Source organism: Skermania sp. ID1734, from assembly GCF_007489285.1.
Lineage (GTDB): Bacteria > Actinomycetota > Actinomycetes > Mycobacteriales > Mycobacteriaceae > ID1734.
Map to the genome: position 1 here is coordinate 55,175 of NZ_VLIY01000007.1, position 19,949 is coordinate 75,123.

The window sequence follows — 19,949 nt, forward strand, 5'->3', positions numbered from 1 at the left end:
CGTGTGAGGTCTGCGCTCGTTGGTTGCGCCGCGACACGAACCTGGATGTGATCACCTATGCCGCGCCTTTCATTCGGATCGAGCAGCAACGAAGGTAAGGAAAGCGCAAAATAGCAATTTACAAGGCATCATTTCACGCAGCCGTGACTGCACGGGGGGAAGCAGAATGAGAGTTCGGTCGTGAAGCGCACGGTTTCGGTGTGCCGGGTCGCGATTGTCGAAGACCATTCGCTGCAGCGGGAGCGGACGGTGGAGGTGCTGCGCGAGCGCGCCGGAATGCAGGTTGTTCGCGTCAGCGAAGACCTTCCGCAGTTCGTCGACTGGCTGCGCCGAAGTCCACCAGCGTTACGCCCGCACCTGTTGGTCCTCGATCTGAGCGTGGATCGCGGGCCTTCCGCCGACCCGCGCATGGTGGCCGAACTTGTTCGCTCCGGGATGGGCGTGCTGGTCTTCTCTGCGATGGCTTCCCCGGCGCTGGTCCGGCAGGTCATCCAGGCGGGGGCGGGCGGCGTTGTCGGCAAGCGCGACTCGGTCGATGACCTGGTCGAAGCGGCCCGAACCGTCGCGTCCGGAGGCGAATGGATGACGCCGGACCTGGCCAGTGTGATCGTGAACGATCCGGCCCGTCCGCCGTTGAGCGATCAGGAGGAGCGTGCGCTAGTCCTGTACGCCTCGGGCTTGACCCTCGACTCGGTCGCGATGCGGATCGGGGTGAAGCGGGACACGGCAAAGAAGTACATCGATCGCGTGAAGGCCAAGTACCGCTCCGTCGGTCGGGAGCCGTCTTCGCGCACCGATCTCTATCGGTTCGCGGTCGCCGACGGGTACCTCGACGAGGCGCTGTCCGGGGATTCCTGAGCGCTTCGCCCTTGCGTGAAGGTGTGAATCAGTGGTTCACTTCTTTCATGCCATACCGGCGGACGTCGGCCGTCCAAGCCCGCCTCGATGCCCAGCGCGAGGCCATCATCTCCGCTGCCATCGCGCTGCTGTCCGAGCGCGGATACCAGGGGCTGTCCATCGCAGCGGTCGCCGCGGAAGCCGGCGTGGCCGCCGGGTCCGTGTACCGGCATTTCAGCGGCAAGACCGAACTCGTCACCGAAATCTTCCGCGACGTCGTCGGCCGCGAGGTCGCCGCGGTGGCATCCGCCGCCGATACCGGCGGATCGGCTGTCGACCGGGTGACTGCAGCCGTCGAAACCTTCGCCGGCCGCGCCATGAAGAACCCGAAGCTTGCCTACGCCCTGCTGGCGGAACCGGTGGACGCGGCCGTCGACACCGAGCGGATGATTTTCCGGAAGGCCTTCGCGCACAATTTCGCTCGGGCGATCGGTGACGGTGTCGCCGCTGCAACCCTGCCACCGCAAGACCCCGACCTCACCGCCGCGGCCCTGGTGGGTGCGGTGGCGGAAACGCTCGTCGGTCCGCTCGCCAGCGACCCGCATCCCGAAATCGTCATTCCGGAACTCGTCGCCTTTTCCCTTCGCGCCCTAGGAGTTTGCAATGCGCACCCATGAGGTGTTCAACCAGGTACCGGAGATCGTGCCGTTCGATACGTCCGAAGATCCCGCCCTGCTCGAGGGACTGCGTCGCGAGGGCGCGGCATGGGCGGAAGGGGAGCTCCGCGAGCTTGGCCGGCTGGCCGGCAGCGAAGAAGTACAGGACTGGGGGCGGCTGGTCAACGAATATCCGCCGGTGCTCAGAACCCACGACAAGTTCGGGCACCGCATCGATGAGGTCGAGTTTCATCCCCACTGGCACAACCTCATGCGGGTGGCCGTCGAGCATGGTCTGCACGGGACGCCGTGGCGGCAGGATCGCCCCGGCGCGCACGTCGCCCGGGCCGCAAAGCTCTATGCGTGGGGTCCCGCCGACGCGGGGCACATGTGTCCGATCTCCATGACGTACGCGATAGTGCCTGCGCTGCGCCATAATCCGGAGCTGTCGGCGAAGTTCGAACCGCTACTGGCGTCGACCACCTACGACTATGGCCTGCGTGAACCGACGTCGAAGGCCGGCCTGATCGCGGGCATGTCGATGACCGAAAAGCAAGGCGGCTCGGACGTTCGCGCGAACACCACCACCGCGACGCGGCAACCGGATGGCAGCTACCGCATCGTGGGGCACAAGTGGTTCACGTCGGCGCCGATGTCGGACATGTTCCTGACGCTCGCACAGACCGAGAGCGGGCTGTCGTGCTTCCTGCTTCCGCGTGTGCTTCCCGACGGAACGCGCAATCCCATTCGGCTGCAACGACTCAAGGACAAGTTGGGCAACAAGTCGAACGCGTCGGCGGAGATCGAGTACGAGAACGCGACCGGCTGGCTCGTCGGCGCCGAGGGGGCGGGCGTCAAGACGATCATCGAGATGGTCAACATGACCCGGCTGGACTGTGTGATCGGGTCGAGCACGGGCATGCGCGTCGGAGTCGTGCGCGCCACCCATCACGCCCGGCATCGAAAAGCGTTCGGCGAGTTCCTGATCGACCAGCCCGCGATGCGCAACGTGCTCGCCGACCTGATCGTCGAATCCGATGCCGCCACCACCGTGATGCTGCGGCTCGCAGGTGCCACCGATCGCAGCGCGACTGACGAGCACGAAGCGGCGCTACGCCGAATCGGGCTGGCGGTCACCAAGTATTGGGTGTGCAAGCGCGCACCGGCCCACGCAGCCGAGGCGCTGGAGTGCCTGGGCGGCAACGGATACGTAGAAGAGTCGGGCATGCCGCGGCTGTTCCGGGAATCGCCGCTCATGTCGATCTGGGAGGGTTCCGGCAACGTCGCGGCACTCGATGCCTTGCGTGCGATGGCCCGCCAACCCGACACGGTGGAAGCGTTTTTCACTGAACTCGCCACCGCACACGGCGCAGATTCGCGACTCGACGATGCCGTGGCACGTCTCGGCAAGGAGCTGTCCGACCTCGACGACATCCAGTACCGGGCGCGGCGGGTGGTCGAGCTCATGGCGCTGGTGCTGCAGGGCACGCAACTCGTTCGTCACGGTGACCCCGCGGTCGCGGACGCATTCTGCGCCAGTCGGCTCGGCGGCGACTGGGGCGTCGCGTTCGGAACGCTGCCCACCGGAGTGGACACGGAGGCCATTCTGCGCCGGGTGTGCTGACCCCTTTACCGCGGCGCTCGGCGGTGCAATGCTAGGTGGCCATGGGGGTGCCACCGAAGGGCATGGCATGGGTCCCGGGCGGCACGTTCTGGATGGGTTCGGAAGACTTCTATCCAGAAGAACGCCCCGTCCATCAGGTGACGGTCGACGGCTTCTGGATCGATACCCATCCGGTGACGGTGTCGCAGTTTCGCCGTTTCGTCCGGGAGACCGGCCACGTCACCACGGCCGAGTCCGCACCCGATGCCACGGAGTATCCCGGCGCCGATCCCGAGTTGCTCGTGCCTGGATCGCTGGTGTTCACCCCGCCCGATCATCCCGTACCGCTCGATGATTATCGGCGGTGGTGGTCCTATGTCCCGCAAGCTGATTGGCGACACCCGGAGGGATCAGGCAGCAACCTCGGCGGCCGTGATCGCCACCCGGTAACGCACGTTTCCTACTTCGATGCCCGCGCGTATGCGCAGTGGGCCGGCAAGGAATTGCCGAGTGAGGCCGAGTGGGAGTTTGCCGCGCGCGGTGGCCTGGACCGCAAGCCATTCGTATGGGGTGACGAACACTCACCGCGCGGGCGCCCCGGCGGGAATGTCTGGCAGGGCCGATTCCCGTGGGAGAACCTGCTCGAGGACGGCTTTGCCGGGACCTCGCCGGTCGGCAAATTCCGGCCCAACGGTTACGGCCTTTTCGACATGGCCGGCAACGTCTGGGAATGGACCAGCGACCGCTATACCGCGGACCACGCGGCCAGCGGAAAGAATGTCAAGGCCGCGAAATCCTGCTGTATACCGCGCAATCCGCGGATCGAGCATGCGCTGACCGACGGCGGGGAAGGCCATTCCCGCCGAGTGATTAAGGGCGGCTCGCATCTGTGCGCGCCCAACTACTGCTTGCGTTACCGTCCCGCCGCGCGCCAGGGCGAAACCGAGGAAACCTCCACCTGTCACCTCGGTTTCCGGTGCATTGTGCGTATCGCCGAGGATTCATCCCGTTCGGGTGATGTGTTAGGCGGTGCGGCGGGCCAAGGCTAGGTACTTTCCTCCGGCCTTCGCCCGGAAACTCATTATTGCGATCGGAGATGACGCGCCATGGCACAACCGTTCCGGGGCCGGATCGACCTCGATGTCCGCAATTCGGTCCCGGACTGGGGACCATATGAACAACCAAAAGCCCAAGCCGGCGCACCGAACGTCGTGTGGATCGTCCTCGATGACGTTGGGTTCGGCACATTCGGTTGCTATGGAGGCCCGGTCGAGACGCCGAACATCGACCGGATCGCCGAACGCGGCCTGCGCTACAGCCAATGGCACACGACCGCGCTCTGCTCGCCCACCCGCGCCGCCTTGCTGACCGGCCGCAATCACACGACGTGCGGCATGGCGTGCATCGCCGAAGGTTCGACCGGATTCCCGGGATCCAACGGGCACATACCGCCCGAGTGCGCGACCCTCGCCGAAGTGCTGGTGGACCAGGGCTACAGCACGGCGGCCGTCGGGAAGTGGCACCTGTCGCCCATCGACGAAACCAATCTGGCCGCCACTCGGCGGAACTGGCCACTCGGCCGCGGATTCGAACGGTTCTACGGCTTCTTGGGCGGTGAAACCAGTCAGTGGTACCCAGATCTGGTTCACGACAACCATTCGGTCGCGCAACCGGCGACCCCCGAGCAGGGCTACCACTTCGGCGTCGACATCACCGACAAGGCGATCGAGTACATCGACGACGTGAAGGCCATCGCGCCCGACCGCCCGGTGTTCCTCTACTACGCCCCCGGTTGTGCGCATGCGCCGCACCAGGTTCCGGAGGAATGGGCGCAGCGTTACCGCGGCAAGTTCGACATGGGTTACGAGGCGCTTCGGGAGCAGATTCTGGCCCGGCAAAAGGAACTCGGCCTCGTTCCGGAGAACACCGAGCTACCCCCGCTCAATCCGATTGGCAGCGTGCAGGATCGCCAGGGTCCCAACGGAATGCCTTTCCCGCCGCTGGAATACACCCCATCCTGGGATTCGCTGTCCGACGATGCCAAGCGGCTGTTTGGGCGGATGGCTGAGGTTTTCGCGGGGTTCGTCTCCCACTGCGACGCCCAGATCGGCCGCCTGCTCGACTATCTGACCGACATCGGACAGCTGGACAACACCATCATCGTGCTCGTGTCCGACAACGGCGCGAGCGCCGAGGGCGGTCCGAATGGGTCGGTCAACGAAAACAAATTCTTCAACGGCGTTTTCGACAGCCTCGAAGAGAACTTCGCCCAGATCGAGGAGCTGGGCAGCACCAAGACCTACAACCATTACCCCAACGGTTGGGCCATGGCGTTCTGCACGCCGTTCAAGATGTGGAAGCGCTATTCGTTCAATGGCGGCACCTGCGATCCGTGCATCATCTCCTGGCCGGCCGGAATCGAGGCGCACGGCGAGGTCCGTGACCAGTACCACCACGCGGTAGACGTCATGCCCACCGTGCTGGACTGCCTCGGCCTGGACTTGCCGGAGACCGTGCGTGGCGTCGTGCAGCGGCCGCTGCAGGGCTCGAGCATGCGTTACAGCTTCGACAACGACGGGATCCCGACGGCCAAGCACACGCAGTTCTACTCGATGCTGGGCACCCGCGGCATCTGGCACGACGGGTGGAAGGCGGTCACCACACATCCGGCGCTGAGTGGCTGGAGCAACTTCGACGCCGATGTCTGGGAGCTCTACCACACCGATGTCGACCGTGCCGAACTGCACGATCTCGCGGAACAGGAGCCGACGCGGCTGGCCCAGCTGATCGGGCTGTGGTTCCACGAAGCGGGCGTCAACCAGGCACTGCCGATCGACGACCGGTCCCCGATCGAGATCATGTTCTCGCCGCGACCGTTCATGGTGGAGCCGCGTAACCGCTACATCTATCGGCCGGGTGGAGCGTCGGTGCCCGAGACGATGTCGGTGAGCGTGCGAAATCGCTCTTACTCGATCGCGGCGGTCATCGAGGACGCCGGGCCGGATCAGAACGGAGTGCTCTTCGCACAAGGCAGCCGGTTCGGCGGCCACGCACTGTATGTGGCGAATCATCGACTGCACTACGTCTACAACTTCCTCGGCAGCGTGCAACAACTCGTGAGCGCAGACGAGGACGTGCCGGTGGGTGACGAGATCGTGTTGGCCGCTGCATTCGTCAAGGACGGTGAGAATCCGCCCGGCACCGCGAGCGGCGTTTTGAGCCTGTACTACGGCGACCACAAGGTCGGCGAGGGCAGGATCAAGACACAACCAGGGGCCTACGGACTAGGTGCGGTCGGCCTGACCGCCGGACGTGGCGGACCCGACGCGGTCGGCGACGGATTTGTCGGCGAGGCGCCCTGGCATTACACCGGTGGCACGCTGAACCGGCTGGTCGTCGACGTCAGCGGCCAGCCGTATGTGGACCTCGAACGGGAGGCGGCCGCAATGCTGGCCCGGGAGTAAGCACTAGATCAGCACAAGAACTGCGACCAGTCCGAGCATCAAGGCCACGGTCGCGATGACGATGGCGCCGAACGAGGCGGGGATGAAAACCCCCTCGTTCAGGTGCCGCTCGACCGTTCGATAGTGCACGGCGCCGTACGCCGCGACCAGAATGCCGGCGATGACCAGGATCAGTCCCGCGACAAGCGCATTCGCGCCGCGATTCGGGGCGAATTTGGCGACGGCGACCCCCACGGCGGCGACGCTGATCCCGGTGCGCAGCCACGCCAAATACGTCCGCTCGTTGGCGAGATGATCGCGCGCGACACTGCCGGTGTTCGGCGTGGGCGTGCCATGCATGCTCAGCCGAACGAGCGGCCGCCATGCCACGACAGTCAGGCCTGTCTGCCGCGGGCCCGCCGGTACCAGCGCACGAGCGTGTCGGTCGACGAATCCGATTGCTCGGGCGGGGCCTGGGCGTCGCTGATCACCGGGCCGAGCGCGAGCGCCTGTTGCTTGCCGAGTTCCACACCCCACTGGTCGTAGGAGTCGATGCCCCAGACGGCGCCCTCGACGAACACCTGATGTTCGTACAGCGCGATGAGCTGACCGATGACGGACGGCGTGAGCTTCGGCGCGAGGATAGTGGTGGTGGGCCGGTTACCGGGCATCACCTTGTGCGGCACCACGTTTTCCGGTGTGTCCTCGGCGCGGATCTCGTCGGCGGTCTTGCCGAACGCGAGCACCTTGGTCTGCGCGAACAGGTTCGCCATGAGCAGGTCGTGCATGCTGCCGGTGCCATCCATGGTCGGCAGGTCATCGGTGGGCTCGGCGAAGCCGATGAAGTCCGCCGGAATGAGGCGGGTGCCCTGGTGGAGTAGCTGGTAGAACGCGTGTTGGCCGTTGGTGCCGGGCTCGCCCCAGAACACTTCGCCGGTCGGCGTGGTCACCGGCGTGCCGTCCGCCTTGACCGACTTGCCGTTGGACTCCATGGTGAGCTGCTGCAAGTAAGCCGCGAAGCGGGCCAGGTCGTTCGAGTAGGGCAGCACGGCACGGGAGTCGGATCCGAAGAAGCTGGAGTACCACAGGCCGATCATGCCCAGGAGCACCGGCGCGTTGGTTTCCAGCGGTTCGTTGCGGAAGTGTTCATCTATCGCGTGCATGCCGGCCAGGAATTCGGCGAAGCGTTCGCGGCCGATGGTCACCATGACCGACAGGCCGATCGCCGAGTCCACCGAGTAGCGGCCGCCGACCCAGTCCCAGAACCCGAACATGTTCGCCGTGTCGATGCCGAACTTGGCTACTCGCTCGGCGTTGGTGGATACCGCGACGAAGTGTTTGGCCACCGCGTCGTCGCCCAGTGCCGCCGTGAGCCAGCGCCGGGCCGCCGTGGCGTTGGTGAGCGTTTCCAACGTGGAAAACGTCTTGGAAGCGACGATGAACAGCGTGGTGGCCGGGTCCAGCCCATCGAGCTTGGCCACCAGGTCCGCCGGGTCGACGTTGGAAACGAAGCGTGCGTCGATGCCGGCGTCGCAGTAGTGGCGCAACGCCTGGTGAACCATTACGGGGCCGAGATCGGAACCGCCGATGCCGATGTTGACCACGGTCTTGATGCGTTCGCCGGTGGCACCACGCCATTCACCCGAGCGGACTGCGTCGCTGAAATCGCCCATCCGGTCGAGCACCTCGTGCACGTCGGTGACGACGTCCTGCCCGTCGACCGTGAGCTGCGCGTCTTTGGGCAACCGCAACGCCGTGTGCAGGACGGCGCGATCCTCCGAGGTGTTGATGTGCTCCCCGGCGAACATCGCGTCACGACGCTCGGCGACACCCGCTGCGCGCGCCAACTCGACCAGCAAGCCCAGGGTTTCCCTGGTGACACGGTGCTTGCTGTAATCGATGTAGAGGTCGCCAGCGTTGACTGTCAGTTCGCTGCCGCGCTTGGGGTCGGCGTCGAACAGTTCACGCAGGGTGGTGGCCGAAATGTCGTCGTGATTACGGGCAACCGCCTGCCAGGCGGTGGTTTGAGTGATGTCGGCGCTCATGATCACCGAGCCTACGGCGACCTAGCGGCGCGCGGATGGCATAACGCGGGAGATTTAGCGCGGCATTCGCAATGGCCCGATCAGTGCCCGAGTCGGCCCCTGCCGAGTCGCAGCAACAGCATCGCCAGCGTGTGACCTTCTTGGCCGAGTTCGCTGAAGCGTTCGAGGACCTTCATCTCGCGGCTGTGTACCAGCCGGGTGCCGCCCGAGGCCAATCGGGTACGGCCGATGATGCGGGAGATTTCGGTGCGGCGCTTGATGGCGGCCAGAATTTCGGCGTCGAGCCGGTCGATTTCCTTACGCAGCTTCTCGATCTCAGCCTCAGAATTGGGCAAGGCTGCGTCCTCCGTCGCCTGGGCTGGTGCCTGCGCCGATTCGCTCGCTGACCCGTTTTTGGTGATAGGGCTGCTCATATCATCTCCTCGTGTCAGAACGTGGATCGTTGAACGATCGCATCTCGTTACCGACTTCATGCCAACTCGCTGTTTCCCCCGGAGATTCGCCCCTACTTTGACCCGGAATCGGCTGGTAACCGCTGGGCGAATCGACCTCGACCGGTCATCCGCGCCGGTCTGGTACTTCCCTTTCTAGGCGAGGCTAATCTCGGCGAGTTCTTACGATGATCATTCCTTCAGTTTGCCACGGCCCTGCAGGACATCGAAAGAAAATGGGACGAATACGAAAGCCGCTCGACGCGGCCGCTCGACCAACCTGTCAGGGTGCGCCGGTAGCGTTGGAGGCAAACCGGATTGCAGTATGAAATTCGCATAGATTTAGCGCTGAACGGCAGGTAATACGTGGGTGGGGACCAGGACGAATCGGTGGATCGGCTGCTTGGTGGGCTGAACCCGCAACAGCGTGCTGCGGTCATGCATTCGGGGTCGCCGCTGCTGATCGTCGCCGGTGCCGGTTCCGGCAAGACGGCCGTGCTGACCCGGCGGATCGCCTATTTGCTGGCGGCCCGCGGCGTCGGGTCCGGCCAAATCTTGGCTATCACCTTCACCAACAAGGCGGCCGCCGAGATGCGCGAACGGGTCATTGGGCTGGTAGGCCCCCGCGCGCGCAGCATGTGGGTGGCTACCTTCCACTCGAGCTGCGTGCGGATCCTGCGCGCCCAGGCCGGCTTGCTACCGGGCCTGAACTCGAACTTCTCCATCTACGACGCCGATGATTCGCGCCGCCTGCTCGCCATGATCGGGCGCGACCTGGATATCGACGCCAAGAAGTTCTCTGCCCGGCTCCTCGCTACGAGCATCTCGAACCTCAAGAACGAACTGATCGACCCGGAACGCGCGGTCGCCGAGGCCGAGCGCGACGGCAACGAGTTGTCGCGGCTGGTGGCGCAGGTCTACAGCGAATATCAGCGGCGGTTACGCGCGGCCAATGCGCTGGATTTCGACGATTTGATCGGTGAAACGGTCAGCCTGCTGCAGAACTTCCCGCAGGTTGCGGAGTACTACCGCCGCCGCTTCCGGCATGTGCTCGTCGACGAGTATCAGGACACCAACCACGCGCAGTACGTCCTCATCCGCGAGCTGTCCAGCGGAAGCGAGGACGTTGCTCCCGCCGAGCTGTGTGTGGTCGGTGATGCCGACCAGTCGATCTACGCCTTCCGCGGCGCCACGATCCGCAACATCGAAGAATTCGAACGCGACTACCCCGACGCCACGACCATCCTGCTCGAACAGAACTACCGCTCGACCCAGCACATCCTGTCCGCGGCGAACGCGCTGATCTCGCGCAATGCCGGCCGCCGCGACAAGCGGCTGTGGACCGACGCCGGCGACGGTGAACTGATCACCGGTTATGTCGCCGACAACGAGCACGACGAGGCGTCGTTCGTCGCGGCCGAGATCGACCGGCTTGTCGACGCGGGCGAGGGGAAGTTCAGCGATATCGCGGTGTTCTACCGGACCAACAATTCCTCTCGAGCCCTCGAAGAGATCTTCATTCGCCTCGGCGTCCCGTACAAGGTGGTCGGGGGAGTGCGGTTCTACGAGCGCAAGGAAGTCCGCGACGCGGTCGCGTATCTGCGGGTGCTCGACAATCCCGATGACACGGTGAGTCTGCGCCGCATTCTCAATACGCCGCGCCGGGGAATCGGCGACCGGGCGGAGGCCTGTGTTGCGGTCCATGCCGAGCAACGCGGAATCAGTTTTGCCGCCGCGCTGCAGGATGCCGCGGCGGGCAAGGTGGCGCTACTCAACACGCGGTCACAACGGGCCATCGCGGCGTTCCTCGACCTGCTCGACGAGATCCGCGCGGCGGGCGCTGCCGCTGATGCCGACAATTTCGACATCGGCGAGATGGTCGAGGCCGTGCTCGACCGCACGGGATATCGCAGTGAGCTCGCCGCCAGCAACGATCCCCAGGACGGCGCCCGACTCGACAACCTCAATGAGTTGGTCAGCGTGGCACGTGAATTCAGCTCCGAGGCGCACAACGCCGCGGCGCTGGCACAGGCCGAGGGAATCGTGCCGGAAACCGCCGAGGGTGAGCCAGAGCCGGGTTCGCTCGCGGCCTTCCTGGAACGAGTCTCGCTCGTCGCGGACACCGATCAGATTCCGGACTCCGGCGACGGCGTAGTCACGTTGATGACGCTGCACACGGCGAAGGGCCTGGAGTTTCCGGTGGTCTTCGTGACCGGCTGGGAGGACGGTCAGTTCCCGCACATGCGGGCGCTGGGTGACCCCGCTGAGCTGTCCGAGGAGCGCCGGCTCGCTTACGTCGGCCTCACCCGGGCCAGGCGCCGGCTTTACCTCAGCCGGGCCGTTGTGCGCTCGGCGTGGGGCCAACCGATCAGCAACCCGGAGTCGAGGTTCTTGCAGGAGATCCCCGACGCCCTGATCGACTGGCGCCGACTGGATCCGTCGAAGAGTGTCGGCGCCGGCAACGGAAGGGACTGGCCGCGCACACAGCGGCCTGGATGGCGCGAAGGATTCGGCTCTGGCGGTGGTTTCGGGTCCGCGCGGCCGAAGCCTGCAACACGCTCCCGCAACAACACCGACTTGGTGCTCGACGTCGGGGATCGGGTAAGCCACGACAAGTACGGGCTGGGCGTCGTCATCGCCGCCGATGGGATCGGGCAGCGCGCGACTGTCACCATCGACTTCGGGACGGCCGGAAAGGTTCGCCTCATGCTGATCGGCGGCGTGCCGATGGTGAAGCTCTGAGGGTTGAAGCGGCCCGCGCGCTAGTCGCGCTCAGGGCCCAGGCTGATGCCTCGGGAGGCCAGCCACGGCAACGGGTCGATCCGGTCTTTGCCGTTCAGCCAGACCTCGAAGTGGCAGTGCGGACCGGTGGAGAACCCGCGATTGCCCATGAGCGCGATCTCGTCGCCCGCCATGACGTGCTGGCCGACGTGGACCAGCGCCTGCTCGATGTGGCCGTAGACGGTGACGGTGCCGTCCGCATGCTTGAGTCGCACCCACATACCGAAACCGGACGCCGGCCCGGCGGAAATAACCTCGCCATCGGCGACGGCGAGAATAGGAGTGCCGATCGGACCTGCGACGTCGACGCCGCCGTGCAAGGCGCCCCAGCGGGTGCCGAAGCCCGACGTGAATGTGCCTTGAGTGAACTTCACGAACAGCGGTCGCAGCTTGGCGGCCTCGGCGGCGGCCCGCTCCTGGACGTACTTCTGGCCCTTGGACAGCAGGTTGGAGAACTCGCCGAGGGTGACCGGCTGGGCCACGTTGAGGACCTGCGGCGCGGTCGAGGCATCGGTACTTGTCTGGTCGACGAAGCCGGCCGGGGTGCCGAGGAACTGCGCGGCCTGCGGTTCTGCCGTGGTCGCGGGGCCGACCGCGGGAACTTGCGCGCCGGCCAGCGTGATCGCCGTAGCCTCGTCGCTGTGGTTGGAATTGGTGTCGAGCGCCGCTTGACCGGCGGCCACCACTGCGCCCGCGGCAACGGCGACCACGGCAGCGCGGCCCTTCACGGCATTGGGTGGAACCGGCAAACGATGAGCACCGCCGCGCCTGCGAACGGCAGCCTGATTGACGGAGTCCGCGGGCGGGTAAGAGTAAGCGAGCGGATCGAGTCGGTACTCGGCTGAAAGATCGAAGACGTCGTCGTGTCGGGGGCGCCGGCTTACTTCGGGGTGCCCGCTGAAGGAAGCACGGTTCTCTGCCAAACCTGCTGCCCTCCTGAAGTTTGTGACCTCGGTGGAACCGATCAATCCGGGCCAACCTGCCCGCGCACTCGTGCCCCTGCCTTGCGCCTGGCTCGTGACCCAGCTGTGACTTTGACCCCGCAGACGGTAACGAAACGATTGCAGTGAGCGCAAGCTTCAACGGTCCAGAATCCAAATATGTGAGACGCCTCACACGCTGACCTGGGAGTATGCATCCCCTGCCGGACCGAGTACACCGCGTGTCCGAGTGGGGCCGCGGCGGTTGGAGGTTGCCGAAGTCTGCGCTCGATCCGTGACCTGTGCGTGAAATTTCACCGCCGGCGGTGAAATTTCACGCACAGTTGGGGCGCGCATGCCAGCAGGTCGGGTAGCACGCTACCGTCGAGACCCGTGTCAACTCGCACCGACCCCACCAGCCGTTTGGGTCTCGGTCAGCCAGGACTGGCGGCGCTGGGCGCTGGGCTGGTCGGCGTCGTCCTCGTCGTTGTCGCTCCGTTCGCGCAACCGGCGATCCCGTCTGCCGGTGCGGGCGCCGTTGGTTTGGCGGCAACCGTCGGTTCACTCGTAGTTGGCTGCTGGTGGCTCACGGTCGCCGTGGCACTTGTCACATCGCGAAAAGAGTTCGCTGGCGGTTTGCTGTCTGGCGCAAGCCCGGTGTGGTTCGGCCTTGCCGTGCTCGATATCGCTTTCTTGTCCAACCCGATCGATGCCAATCGCTTCGAACTCGTGCGGCCGCTGACAGCTGCGCCGTTGCACCCGGGCGCGGGTGCATTTCTGGTGCTCGCCGGACATGTTTTGCTCGGCTGCAGCGGGCTGCTGGGGTCGTTGATGTTGCGATCCAGCGATGACGGTGCGGCCGACGTCGGATCGGGGCTTGTGGCTGCGCAGCAAGCGGGGCCGGTGTGGTGGTCAAGTGCCGTTGTGGTCGCGGCAGTCGCGGTCGGAGCGTTGTTCTTTGCGCCGTGGACCAGCGGCGATCCGGTGATCGTCGTGAAGCCGATATTCGCGGCGGCAATTCTTGCGGTGTCCGGGACTGTCGTTGTCGCGCTGGCATTGGTCGTCGTGACGGCCATCGCGTTCGCGTCCGGGTCGGTGCCCGCGGCCGCTGGGGCCATCGTGGGATCGGCGGTCGCGTTGCTCAGCCTCGTCGCACCGCGATTAGCGGCCGCGTCCGACACTGCGCTGCAGCCGACCACCGCGCTGTGGGTGTCGGTGCTGGCAGGGGCCGGGTTGGCGGGATTGGGAACCGTGTTGCCGATCATGGCCCGCCGATCTCGCGAGGACCGGCGGCAGGTCCCCGGGTGGCGGGTCGAGCAGTGGTCCGTCCAGCGCTGGCATGCCATCGCCGGAGCTGCGGCGGTGACGGCCGCGGTCCTCATTGCGCTGGGTTCGCTGTTGCCGGTCGTCCACGTTGCGAATGCGGCGGCCCAACCGTTCATCCCGGCTTGCCGTCTCACGCTCGTGGCGGCCGTCGTCCTCGCGATTGCCGCGGTCTGGCTGCTGTTGTCGGAATTCGCGCTAGCCGTACGCCCGGCGGCGGGGGTGCTCACGATGGCGGCGGTGCTCAGTTGCGGCGGCCCGTTGCAGGCGGGGGTGGTCGCGGGTCAGGTCGCAGGTGTCGGATTCGGCGTTGGATTCGTCCTGATCAGCGTGGGCGCGGTGGTGGCCGCGGTCGCCGGTGCGCTTGTGTGCTTCGCGGGAGCGGCGGAGCGCGACGACGTGGACCGCAGCGTCGATGTGGTTTCCGATCGGAACGTGATGATGGCCGGCGCGGCCGGGGCCGTGTTGTCGGTGCTGGCGCTTGCCTTTCCGCTGTTCGGTAGCGACTCCGGTGGCGACGCGGCCGCGTTCACCGTGCTGCCGTGGGGTTGGGACACCTGGCTGCAGGCCGGCTTCGCCGTGGTCGTCGTCGCGTGCGCCGTCGTGGCAGCGGCGGCGCGACCCGCCCGCGGAACCGCGCTGTTGGCCGGTTGCGCGATCGGAATGGGGGTCTACCTCATCGGCTGGCCGCTCACCAGTTCTCGCATGCCCGAGCCTTCGGTCGGGCTCGGCGCAATTTTCGCGATCGCCGCAGTCGTCGCTTTTGTGATCGCCGCCGTGTTCAGCGAGCGGCGCAGCGCGGGATCCGTCACAACCCAAGCCCGTGTGAGACGCAGCACATAGCATGTATGCGGTCGATGGTGGTTTCGCGCAGGTGGCTAAAGTCCGAAACTGACCCGTTCCCACCTGCGAACGGGTGTCAACGCTGACGAACGGTGAGTAGATGGATCTCTTCGAATACCAGGCGAAGGAGCTCTTCGTTAAGCACGGAGTGCCCTCGTCGGAAGGCCGGGTTACCGACTCGGCTGAGGAAGCACGCAAGATCGCCGAGGAAATCGGCAAGCCGGTGATGATCAAGGCGCAGGTCAAAACCGGTGGACGCGGTAAAGCGGGCGGCGTGAAGTATGCCGCGACTCCAGATGACGCCTATACGCACGCGCAGAACATTCTCGGGCTCGACATCAAGGGCCACATCGTCAAGCGACTGCTGGTGGCCGAGGCGAAGGACATCGCCGAGGAGTACTACATTTCGTTCCTGCTCGACCGGGCTAACCGCACCTACCTGGCGATGTGTTCGGTCGAGGGCGGCATGGAGATCGAAGAGGTCGCCGCCACCAAGCCGGACCGGTTGGCCAAGGTGCCCGTGGACGCGGTCAAGGGTGTCGACGAGGCTTTCGCGCGCAGCATTGCCGAGCAGGGTCACTTGCCCGCCGAGGTGCTCGACGCGGCCGCGGTGACCATCGCGAAGCTGTGGGACGTGTTCGTCGGTGAGGACGCCACGCTGGTCGAGGTCAACCCGTTGGTTCGCACGCCCGATGACGAGATCCTCGCGCTCGACGGCAAGGTCACCCTCGACGGCAACGCTGACTTCCGTCATCCAGACCACGCCGAGTTCGCGGACCGGGACGCCACCGACCCGCTCGAGCTCAAGGCGAAGGAAAACGACCTGAACTACGTCAAGCTCGACGGCGAGGTGGGCATCATCGGCAATGGCGCGGGCCTGGTCATGTCGACCCTCGACGTGGTCGCCTACGCCGGCGAGAACCACAACGGTGTCAAGCCCGCGAACTTCCTGGATATCGGCGGCGGCGCCTCGGCGGAGGTGATGGCCAACGGCCTGGACGTGATTCTGGGCGACAGCCAGGTCAAGAGCGTGTTCGTCAATGTCTTCGGTGGGATCACCGCGTGTGACGCGGTCGCCAACGGCATCGTGAAGGCCCTAGAAATCCTCGGTGATGATGCCAATAAGCCACTCGTCGTGCGCCTGGACGGCAACCGTGTCGAGGAAGGGCGCAAGATCCTGGCGGATGCCAACCACCCGTTGGTGACGCTTGCACAGACCATGGACGAAGGCGCCGATAAGGCCGCTGAGTTGGCTTCGAAGTAAGGGACGATCCAAATGTCTATTTTCCTCAACAAGGACTCCAAGGTCATCGTCCAGGGCATCACCGGCGGCGAGGGCACCAAGCACACTGCGCTGATGCTCAAGGCCGGAACGCAGATCGTCGGCGGTGTGAACGCTCGCAAGGCCGGGACCACTGTTTCGCACGAGGGCGGCGTGGAGCTGCCCGTCTTCGGCACGGTCAAGGAGGCGATGGAGAAGACCGGCGCCGACGTGTCGATCGCGTTCGTGCCGCCGAAGTTCGCCAAGGACGCCATCATCGAGGCCATCGACGCGGAGATCCCGCTGCTCGTGGTCATCACCGAGGGCATCCCGGTTCAGGACACCGCCTACGCGTGGGCCTACAACGTCGAGAAGGGCAACAAGACCCGCATCATCGGCCCGAACTGTCCCGGCATCATCACTCCGGGCGAGTCGCTTGTCGGCATCACACCTGCCAACATCACCGGCAAGGGCCCGATCGGTCTTGTTTCCAAGTCCGGCACGCTGACCTACCAGATGATGTTCGAGCTGAACGACTTCGGATTCTCGACCTCCATCGGCATCGGTGGCGACCCAGTCATCGGCACCACCCACATCGATGCCATCGAGGCGTTCGAGCAGGACCCGGACACCGAGTTGATAGTGATGATCGGCGAGATCGGCGGCGACGCCGAGGAGCGGGCCGCCGAGTACATCAAGGCCAACGTGACCAAGCCGGTGGTCGGCTACGTGGCTGGTTTCACCGCGCCGGAGGGCAAGACGATGGGCCACGCCGGCGCCATCGTGTCCGGCTCGTCCGGCACCGCGCAAGCCAAGAAGGACGCCCTCGAGGCCGCAGGTGTCAAGGTGGGCAAGACCCCGTCGGAGACCGCGGCGCTGGCCCGAGAGATCCTGCAAGCCAAAGTATCTGCCTAAGTAGTCCACGACAGCAGGCCGCCGACCCCGTATTCCGGGCCGGCGGCCTGCTGTGTTTGTGTGGGCATCGATTCGGTCAACTCCAGGGCCCATCTTGTCGTCGGGTTGCAGTAGCGTCTTGCATACCGGGTGTGAATACGCCGAGCGACGCTTTTATGCAGAGCCCGGCGCCCACAATGAACAGGGAGTAGGCAGATGTCTTTTCCGAATGGGGGTTCCGGTTTTTCCGGGCCGCAGCAGCACAATCCGCAACAGTCGCAATCGCATGAGCCGCAACACCTACAGCATTCGGCTCAGGAGCAGTCGTTTTCGGCCGGCAGCGGTGGTCCGGCGATCGGTGTCATCCTGGCGGGTGCCATCGCTGCGCTTGGCGTGATCAACTTTCTCCTCGGTTTCACCCCGTACGTGAAGAACGAAGGCGTCGAGGGCCTGGTGGCCGATCAGTCGTCGAGCTACTTCAGCACCGGAATACCGGTGGTGGCGTTGTCGCTGCTGTTGCTCGGTGGCATTCTCGCGGGCCTCGGACTGCTCCCCGAACAGCGGTTACTGGGTGTGGCCACCGCTAGTACGGTCACCGGTTTCCTCACATTGGTGTTCATCTCGTTCAACCTGCCATCGGGGCCAAAGCTGGCGTGGGGAGCCTGGCTGGTCCTGGTGCTCTCGCTCATCCAGTCGATCGTTGCGATCGGCGCCCTGCTCATCAGTGCGGGGCTCGTGAAGGAACCCACGCCCCGGCCTCGTCAGACCGCCTTCGGCGGTGGCTCTCCGGGGTACGCACCGCAGGGCGGTCAGCAGCAGGGCCCATCCGGCCAGTCGGGCCAGGCGTCCTACTCGCCCTCGACGAGCGGGCCCAGCGGTCAGCAACAGGGGTATGGCCAGCAACAGGGCTACGGCCAGCAGCAGGGTTATGGCCAACAGGGCTACGGCCAGCAGCAGGGTTACGGCGGTCAGCAACAGGGCTACGGCCAGCAGCAGGGGTACGCACCGCCGCCCGGTTACGGCCAGCAAGCCTACGGTCAGCGCTACGGCCAGTCCGGCCCGCCCAGCGGCGGTTATCCCGCCGCGCCGAGTTACGGCCCAGGCGGCCAGCAGTCGACGTACCAGCCGCCAAATGCCCCCGGTAGTTCCGCGCCGACTCAGCAGTACCAGGCCCCGATGCAGCAGTATCAGTCGCCGGCCCAGGGTCAGCAGGACGCGCCGACCCAGCAGTACCAGGCACCCAAGCCGCCTGCGGCAGAGGGCGGTCCCACTGAGGATCCAGGCGACAAAACGCAAGCATTCCGACCGCCAACCAAGGAATCGGAGTAGTTTCACCGGCCCACGGCGCGCCTGATTCAACGGCGCGCCGTTTGGTGACACGCTCGGTCGAATGAGTGCGCTGCTGACCGGCGAATCGCGTCGCAAGACTGAATCGCAACGAGACACAGCAGGCGTGGGCCCCGCGACCGGCGTGCAGCCAGCGGCTTCTCGGCCGCAGCTCACGGCCGAGAAGGCTCGGCAGCTAGTGGTTGTCGCGCTGTTGCCATCAGCGGTGAGCCTCACTGTCGTCGCCGCGGCGGTGCTGGGGTCGTTGGCGGCCGCGCAGAGTGGCTACACGGGTGCAGCCGGAGCGGTAGCGGCTGGCTGGCTCGGGTTACAGCAGGTCCCGCTCATGGTCTCTGGAACGCAGCTCGGCCTCCTGCCGCTCGCGCCGACTATCTGGCTGGCCTGGCTGGTGTTTCGCCGCAGCGCGCGGGTGAGCCCGCGGTTGAGTTGCACGGCGGAGCGGCGCTGGCTGGTGGGGGCCGCGGTCGCCGGGCCGCTGGTGGTGGCGCTGGTCTGCCTGGCCGTCATCAAGGATGCTTCGGGTGTCGTCGCGCTGTCGCCGCCGAACACGCTGGCCGTGCTGGGGTGGGTGATCGGCATTCATGGTGTCGCCTCGGCGGCCGGTGCCTTCGGTGGTCAGTGGCGCGAGGTGATCAAGGGGCAAGGGCTTCCCGACTGGACGCCAGCCGCGGTGCTCGCCGGACTCCGGGCGGTCGGGTGGCTGCTGATCGCGGCAACGGTTCTGGTCGTGGTTCTCATCGGCGCGCACTGGTCCACGGCAACAAACATGTCCACCACCGCCGATGGCGCTGTCGGCACTCTTTCGCTGCTCGTCCTCTCGATGTTGTATCTGCCCAATGTCGTGGTCGGCGCCGCCTCGGTGCTGGTGGGAAGTTCGGTACACGTCGGTCCGGCGTCGCTGGCCCTCTTCGCGGTCGTCGGCGGTCCCGTACCCGCGGTTCCGGTAATGGCCGCCGTACCCACGGGGCCGCCGGCGTACTGGTGGCTGGCGCTGCTGCTGGTTCCGGTCGCGATCGGCATCTCGGTGGGCCGCGAATGCGCGGACCTGAATCTCGACCGGTGGACCGCGGCGAAGGCCGCGGCGGTTTCGGCGACGGTCGCCTCGGCTGTCGGGCTTGCGCTGGCCATGCTGGCGGGCGGTGACCTTGGGGCGTTCGGCCACATCGGCGCCGAGATACCGAACGTCGGGGTGATGATCTTCGGCTGGATCGTGCTCTTCGGTGCCGCGACGGCCGCGGTGAGCGGAAGGCGTCGAGTCGAACCGGCCGAACCGGCCGAGTCGGAACCAGCTGGGCCCGTCCCGACCTCGCCGCCGCTGTCGCTACCGAGCGGGCGGGCCGGCGGAGTGACGGTGGAGGCCGAGATCCTGGGCGATGCCCCCGCGACTGTGGTGGCCTCCGACGCTGCGGACATCATCGACGCCGAGGTCGTCTCGAACGACGCCGATGACCCGAAGGGTGCTGACTAGCAGCCCGGCACCGGCGATCAAACTTCCGACCTGCTCCGAGCGCTGGAAACCGCGATGACTACGCTTTAGCCGTCGACATCGACAGCCTCGTTTCCAC

At 65.8% G+C, this 19,949-nt stretch carries 15 protein-coding genes; 11 read left to right on the plus strand and 4 right to left on the minus strand.

The window, feature by feature from the left end; all coding sequences use genetic code 11:
• Positions 1 to 180: 180 nt before the first annotated feature.
• From FOS14_RS10425 to FOS14_RS10445, 5 genes are all read left to right on the plus strand, one after another.
• The gene (locus tag FOS14_RS10425) at positions 181 to 858 is read left to right on the plus strand and encodes a response regulator transcription factor (protein ID WP_185981713.1); all 678 of its coding nucleotides are present in this window, start codon (positions 181 to 183) and stop codon (positions 856 to 858) included.
• A 47-nt stretch (positions 859 to 905) separates the two neighbouring features.
• A complete protein-coding gene (locus FOS14_RS10430) occupies positions 906 to 1,514 on the plus strand; it encodes a TetR/AcrR family transcriptional regulator (protein ID WP_143770251.1) in 609 nt (202 codons plus the stop codon).
• The gene (locus FOS14_RS10435) at positions 1,501 to 3,117 is read left to right on the plus strand and encodes an acyl-CoA dehydrogenase family protein (protein WP_143770253.1); all 1,617 of its coding nucleotides are present in this window, start codon (positions 1,501 to 1,503) and stop codon (positions 3,115 to 3,117) included. Before FOS14_RS10430 ends, FOS14_RS10435 begins: the two co-directional genes overlap by 14 nt.
• A gap of 62 nt (positions 3,118 to 3,179) precedes the next feature.
• Complete coding sequence (locus FOS14_RS10440) at positions 3,180 to 4,145, plus strand: formylglycine-generating enzyme family protein (RefSeq protein ID WP_143770517.1); 966 nt, start codon at positions 3,180 to 3,182, stop codon at positions 4,143 to 4,145.
• 57 nt (positions 4,146 to 4,202) lie between these two features.
• Entirely contained in the window at positions 4,203 to 6,560 is a 2,358-nt protein-coding gene (locus FOS14_RS10445; protein WP_143770255.1) for an arylsulfatase, read from the plus strand.
• 3 nt (positions 6,561 to 6,563) lie between these two features.
• Here FOS14_RS10445 and FOS14_RS10450 read toward each other — a convergent pair whose 3' ends face one another.
• The 3 genes from FOS14_RS10450 to FOS14_RS10460 all read right to left on the minus strand — a co-directional run bounded on the left by FOS14_RS10450 (position 6,564) and on the right by FOS14_RS10460 (position 8,997).
• Complete coding sequence (locus FOS14_RS10450; RefSeq protein ID WP_255450230.1) at positions 6,564 to 6,929, minus strand: YidH family protein; 366 nt, start codon at positions 6,927 to 6,929, stop codon at positions 6,564 to 6,566.
• Positions 6,930 to 6,934: 5 nt separating this feature from the next.
• A complete protein-coding gene (gene pgi / locus FOS14_RS10455; RefSeq protein WP_143770257.1) occupies positions 6,935 to 8,584 on the minus strand; it encodes a glucose-6-phosphate isomerase in 1,650 nt (549 codons plus the stop codon).
• 80 nt (positions 8,585 to 8,664) lie between these two features.
• Positions 8,665 to 8,997 carry a chorismate mutase gene (locus tag FOS14_RS10460; RefSeq protein WP_255450231.1) on the minus strand — a complete coding sequence of 111 codons (333 nt, stop codon included), beginning with the start codon at positions 8,995 to 8,997 and terminating at the stop codon, positions 8,665 to 8,667.
• Between the two features lie 408 nt (positions 8,998 to 9,405).
• On the opposite strand from FOS14_RS10460, the gene pcrA reads away from it, so the two are divergent.
• Complete coding sequence (pcrA, locus tag FOS14_RS10465) at positions 9,406 to 11,757, plus strand: DNA helicase PcrA (RefSeq protein WP_255450232.1); 2,352 nt, start codon at positions 9,406 to 9,408, stop codon at positions 11,755 to 11,757.
• Positions 11,758 to 11,777: 20 nt separating this feature from the next.
• Here pcrA and FOS14_RS10470 read toward each other — a convergent pair whose 3' ends face one another.
• Entirely contained in the window at positions 11,778 to 12,719 is a 942-nt protein-coding gene (locus FOS14_RS10470) for a M23 family metallopeptidase (RefSeq protein ID WP_255450233.1), read from the minus strand.
• A gap of 390 nt (positions 12,720 to 13,109) precedes the next feature.
• Between FOS14_RS10470 and FOS14_RS10475 the strand changes: the two genes are divergently transcribed.
• The 5 genes from FOS14_RS10475 to FOS14_RS10495 all read left to right on the plus strand — a co-directional run bounded on the left by FOS14_RS10475 (position 13,110) and on the right by FOS14_RS10495 (position 19,852).
• Positions 13,110 to 14,882: a hypothetical protein gene (locus tag FOS14_RS10475; protein ID WP_143770261.1), complete on the plus strand. Its 1,773-nt coding sequence runs from the start codon at positions 13,110 to 13,112 to the stop codon at positions 14,880 to 14,882.
• 100 nt (positions 14,883 to 14,982) lie between these two features.
• Entirely contained in the window at positions 14,983 to 16,146 is a 1,164-nt protein-coding gene (sucC, locus tag FOS14_RS10480; RefSeq protein ID WP_143770263.1) for an ADP-forming succinate--CoA ligase subunit beta, read from the plus strand.
• A 12-nt stretch (positions 16,147 to 16,158) separates the two neighbouring features.
• Positions 16,159 to 17,058 carry a succinate--CoA ligase subunit alpha gene (sucD, locus tag FOS14_RS10485; protein ID WP_143770265.1) on the plus strand — a complete coding sequence of 300 codons (900 nt, stop codon included), beginning with the start codon at positions 16,159 to 16,161 and terminating at the stop codon, positions 17,056 to 17,058.
• A 195-nt stretch (positions 17,059 to 17,253) separates the two neighbouring features.
• On the plus strand, positions 17,254 to 18,366 hold the full coding sequence (locus FOS14_RS10490; RefSeq protein ID WP_143770266.1) for a DUF5336 domain-containing protein: 1,113 nt from the start codon (positions 17,254 to 17,256) through the stop codon (positions 18,364 to 18,366).
• A 61-nt stretch (positions 18,367 to 18,427) separates the two neighbouring features.
• Positions 18,428 to 19,852, plus strand: a complete 1,425-nt coding sequence (locus tag FOS14_RS10495) for a DUF6350 family protein (RefSeq protein WP_143770267.1) — start codon at positions 18,428 to 18,430, stop codon at positions 19,850 to 19,852.
• Positions 19,853 to 19,949: the final 97 nt, after the last annotated feature.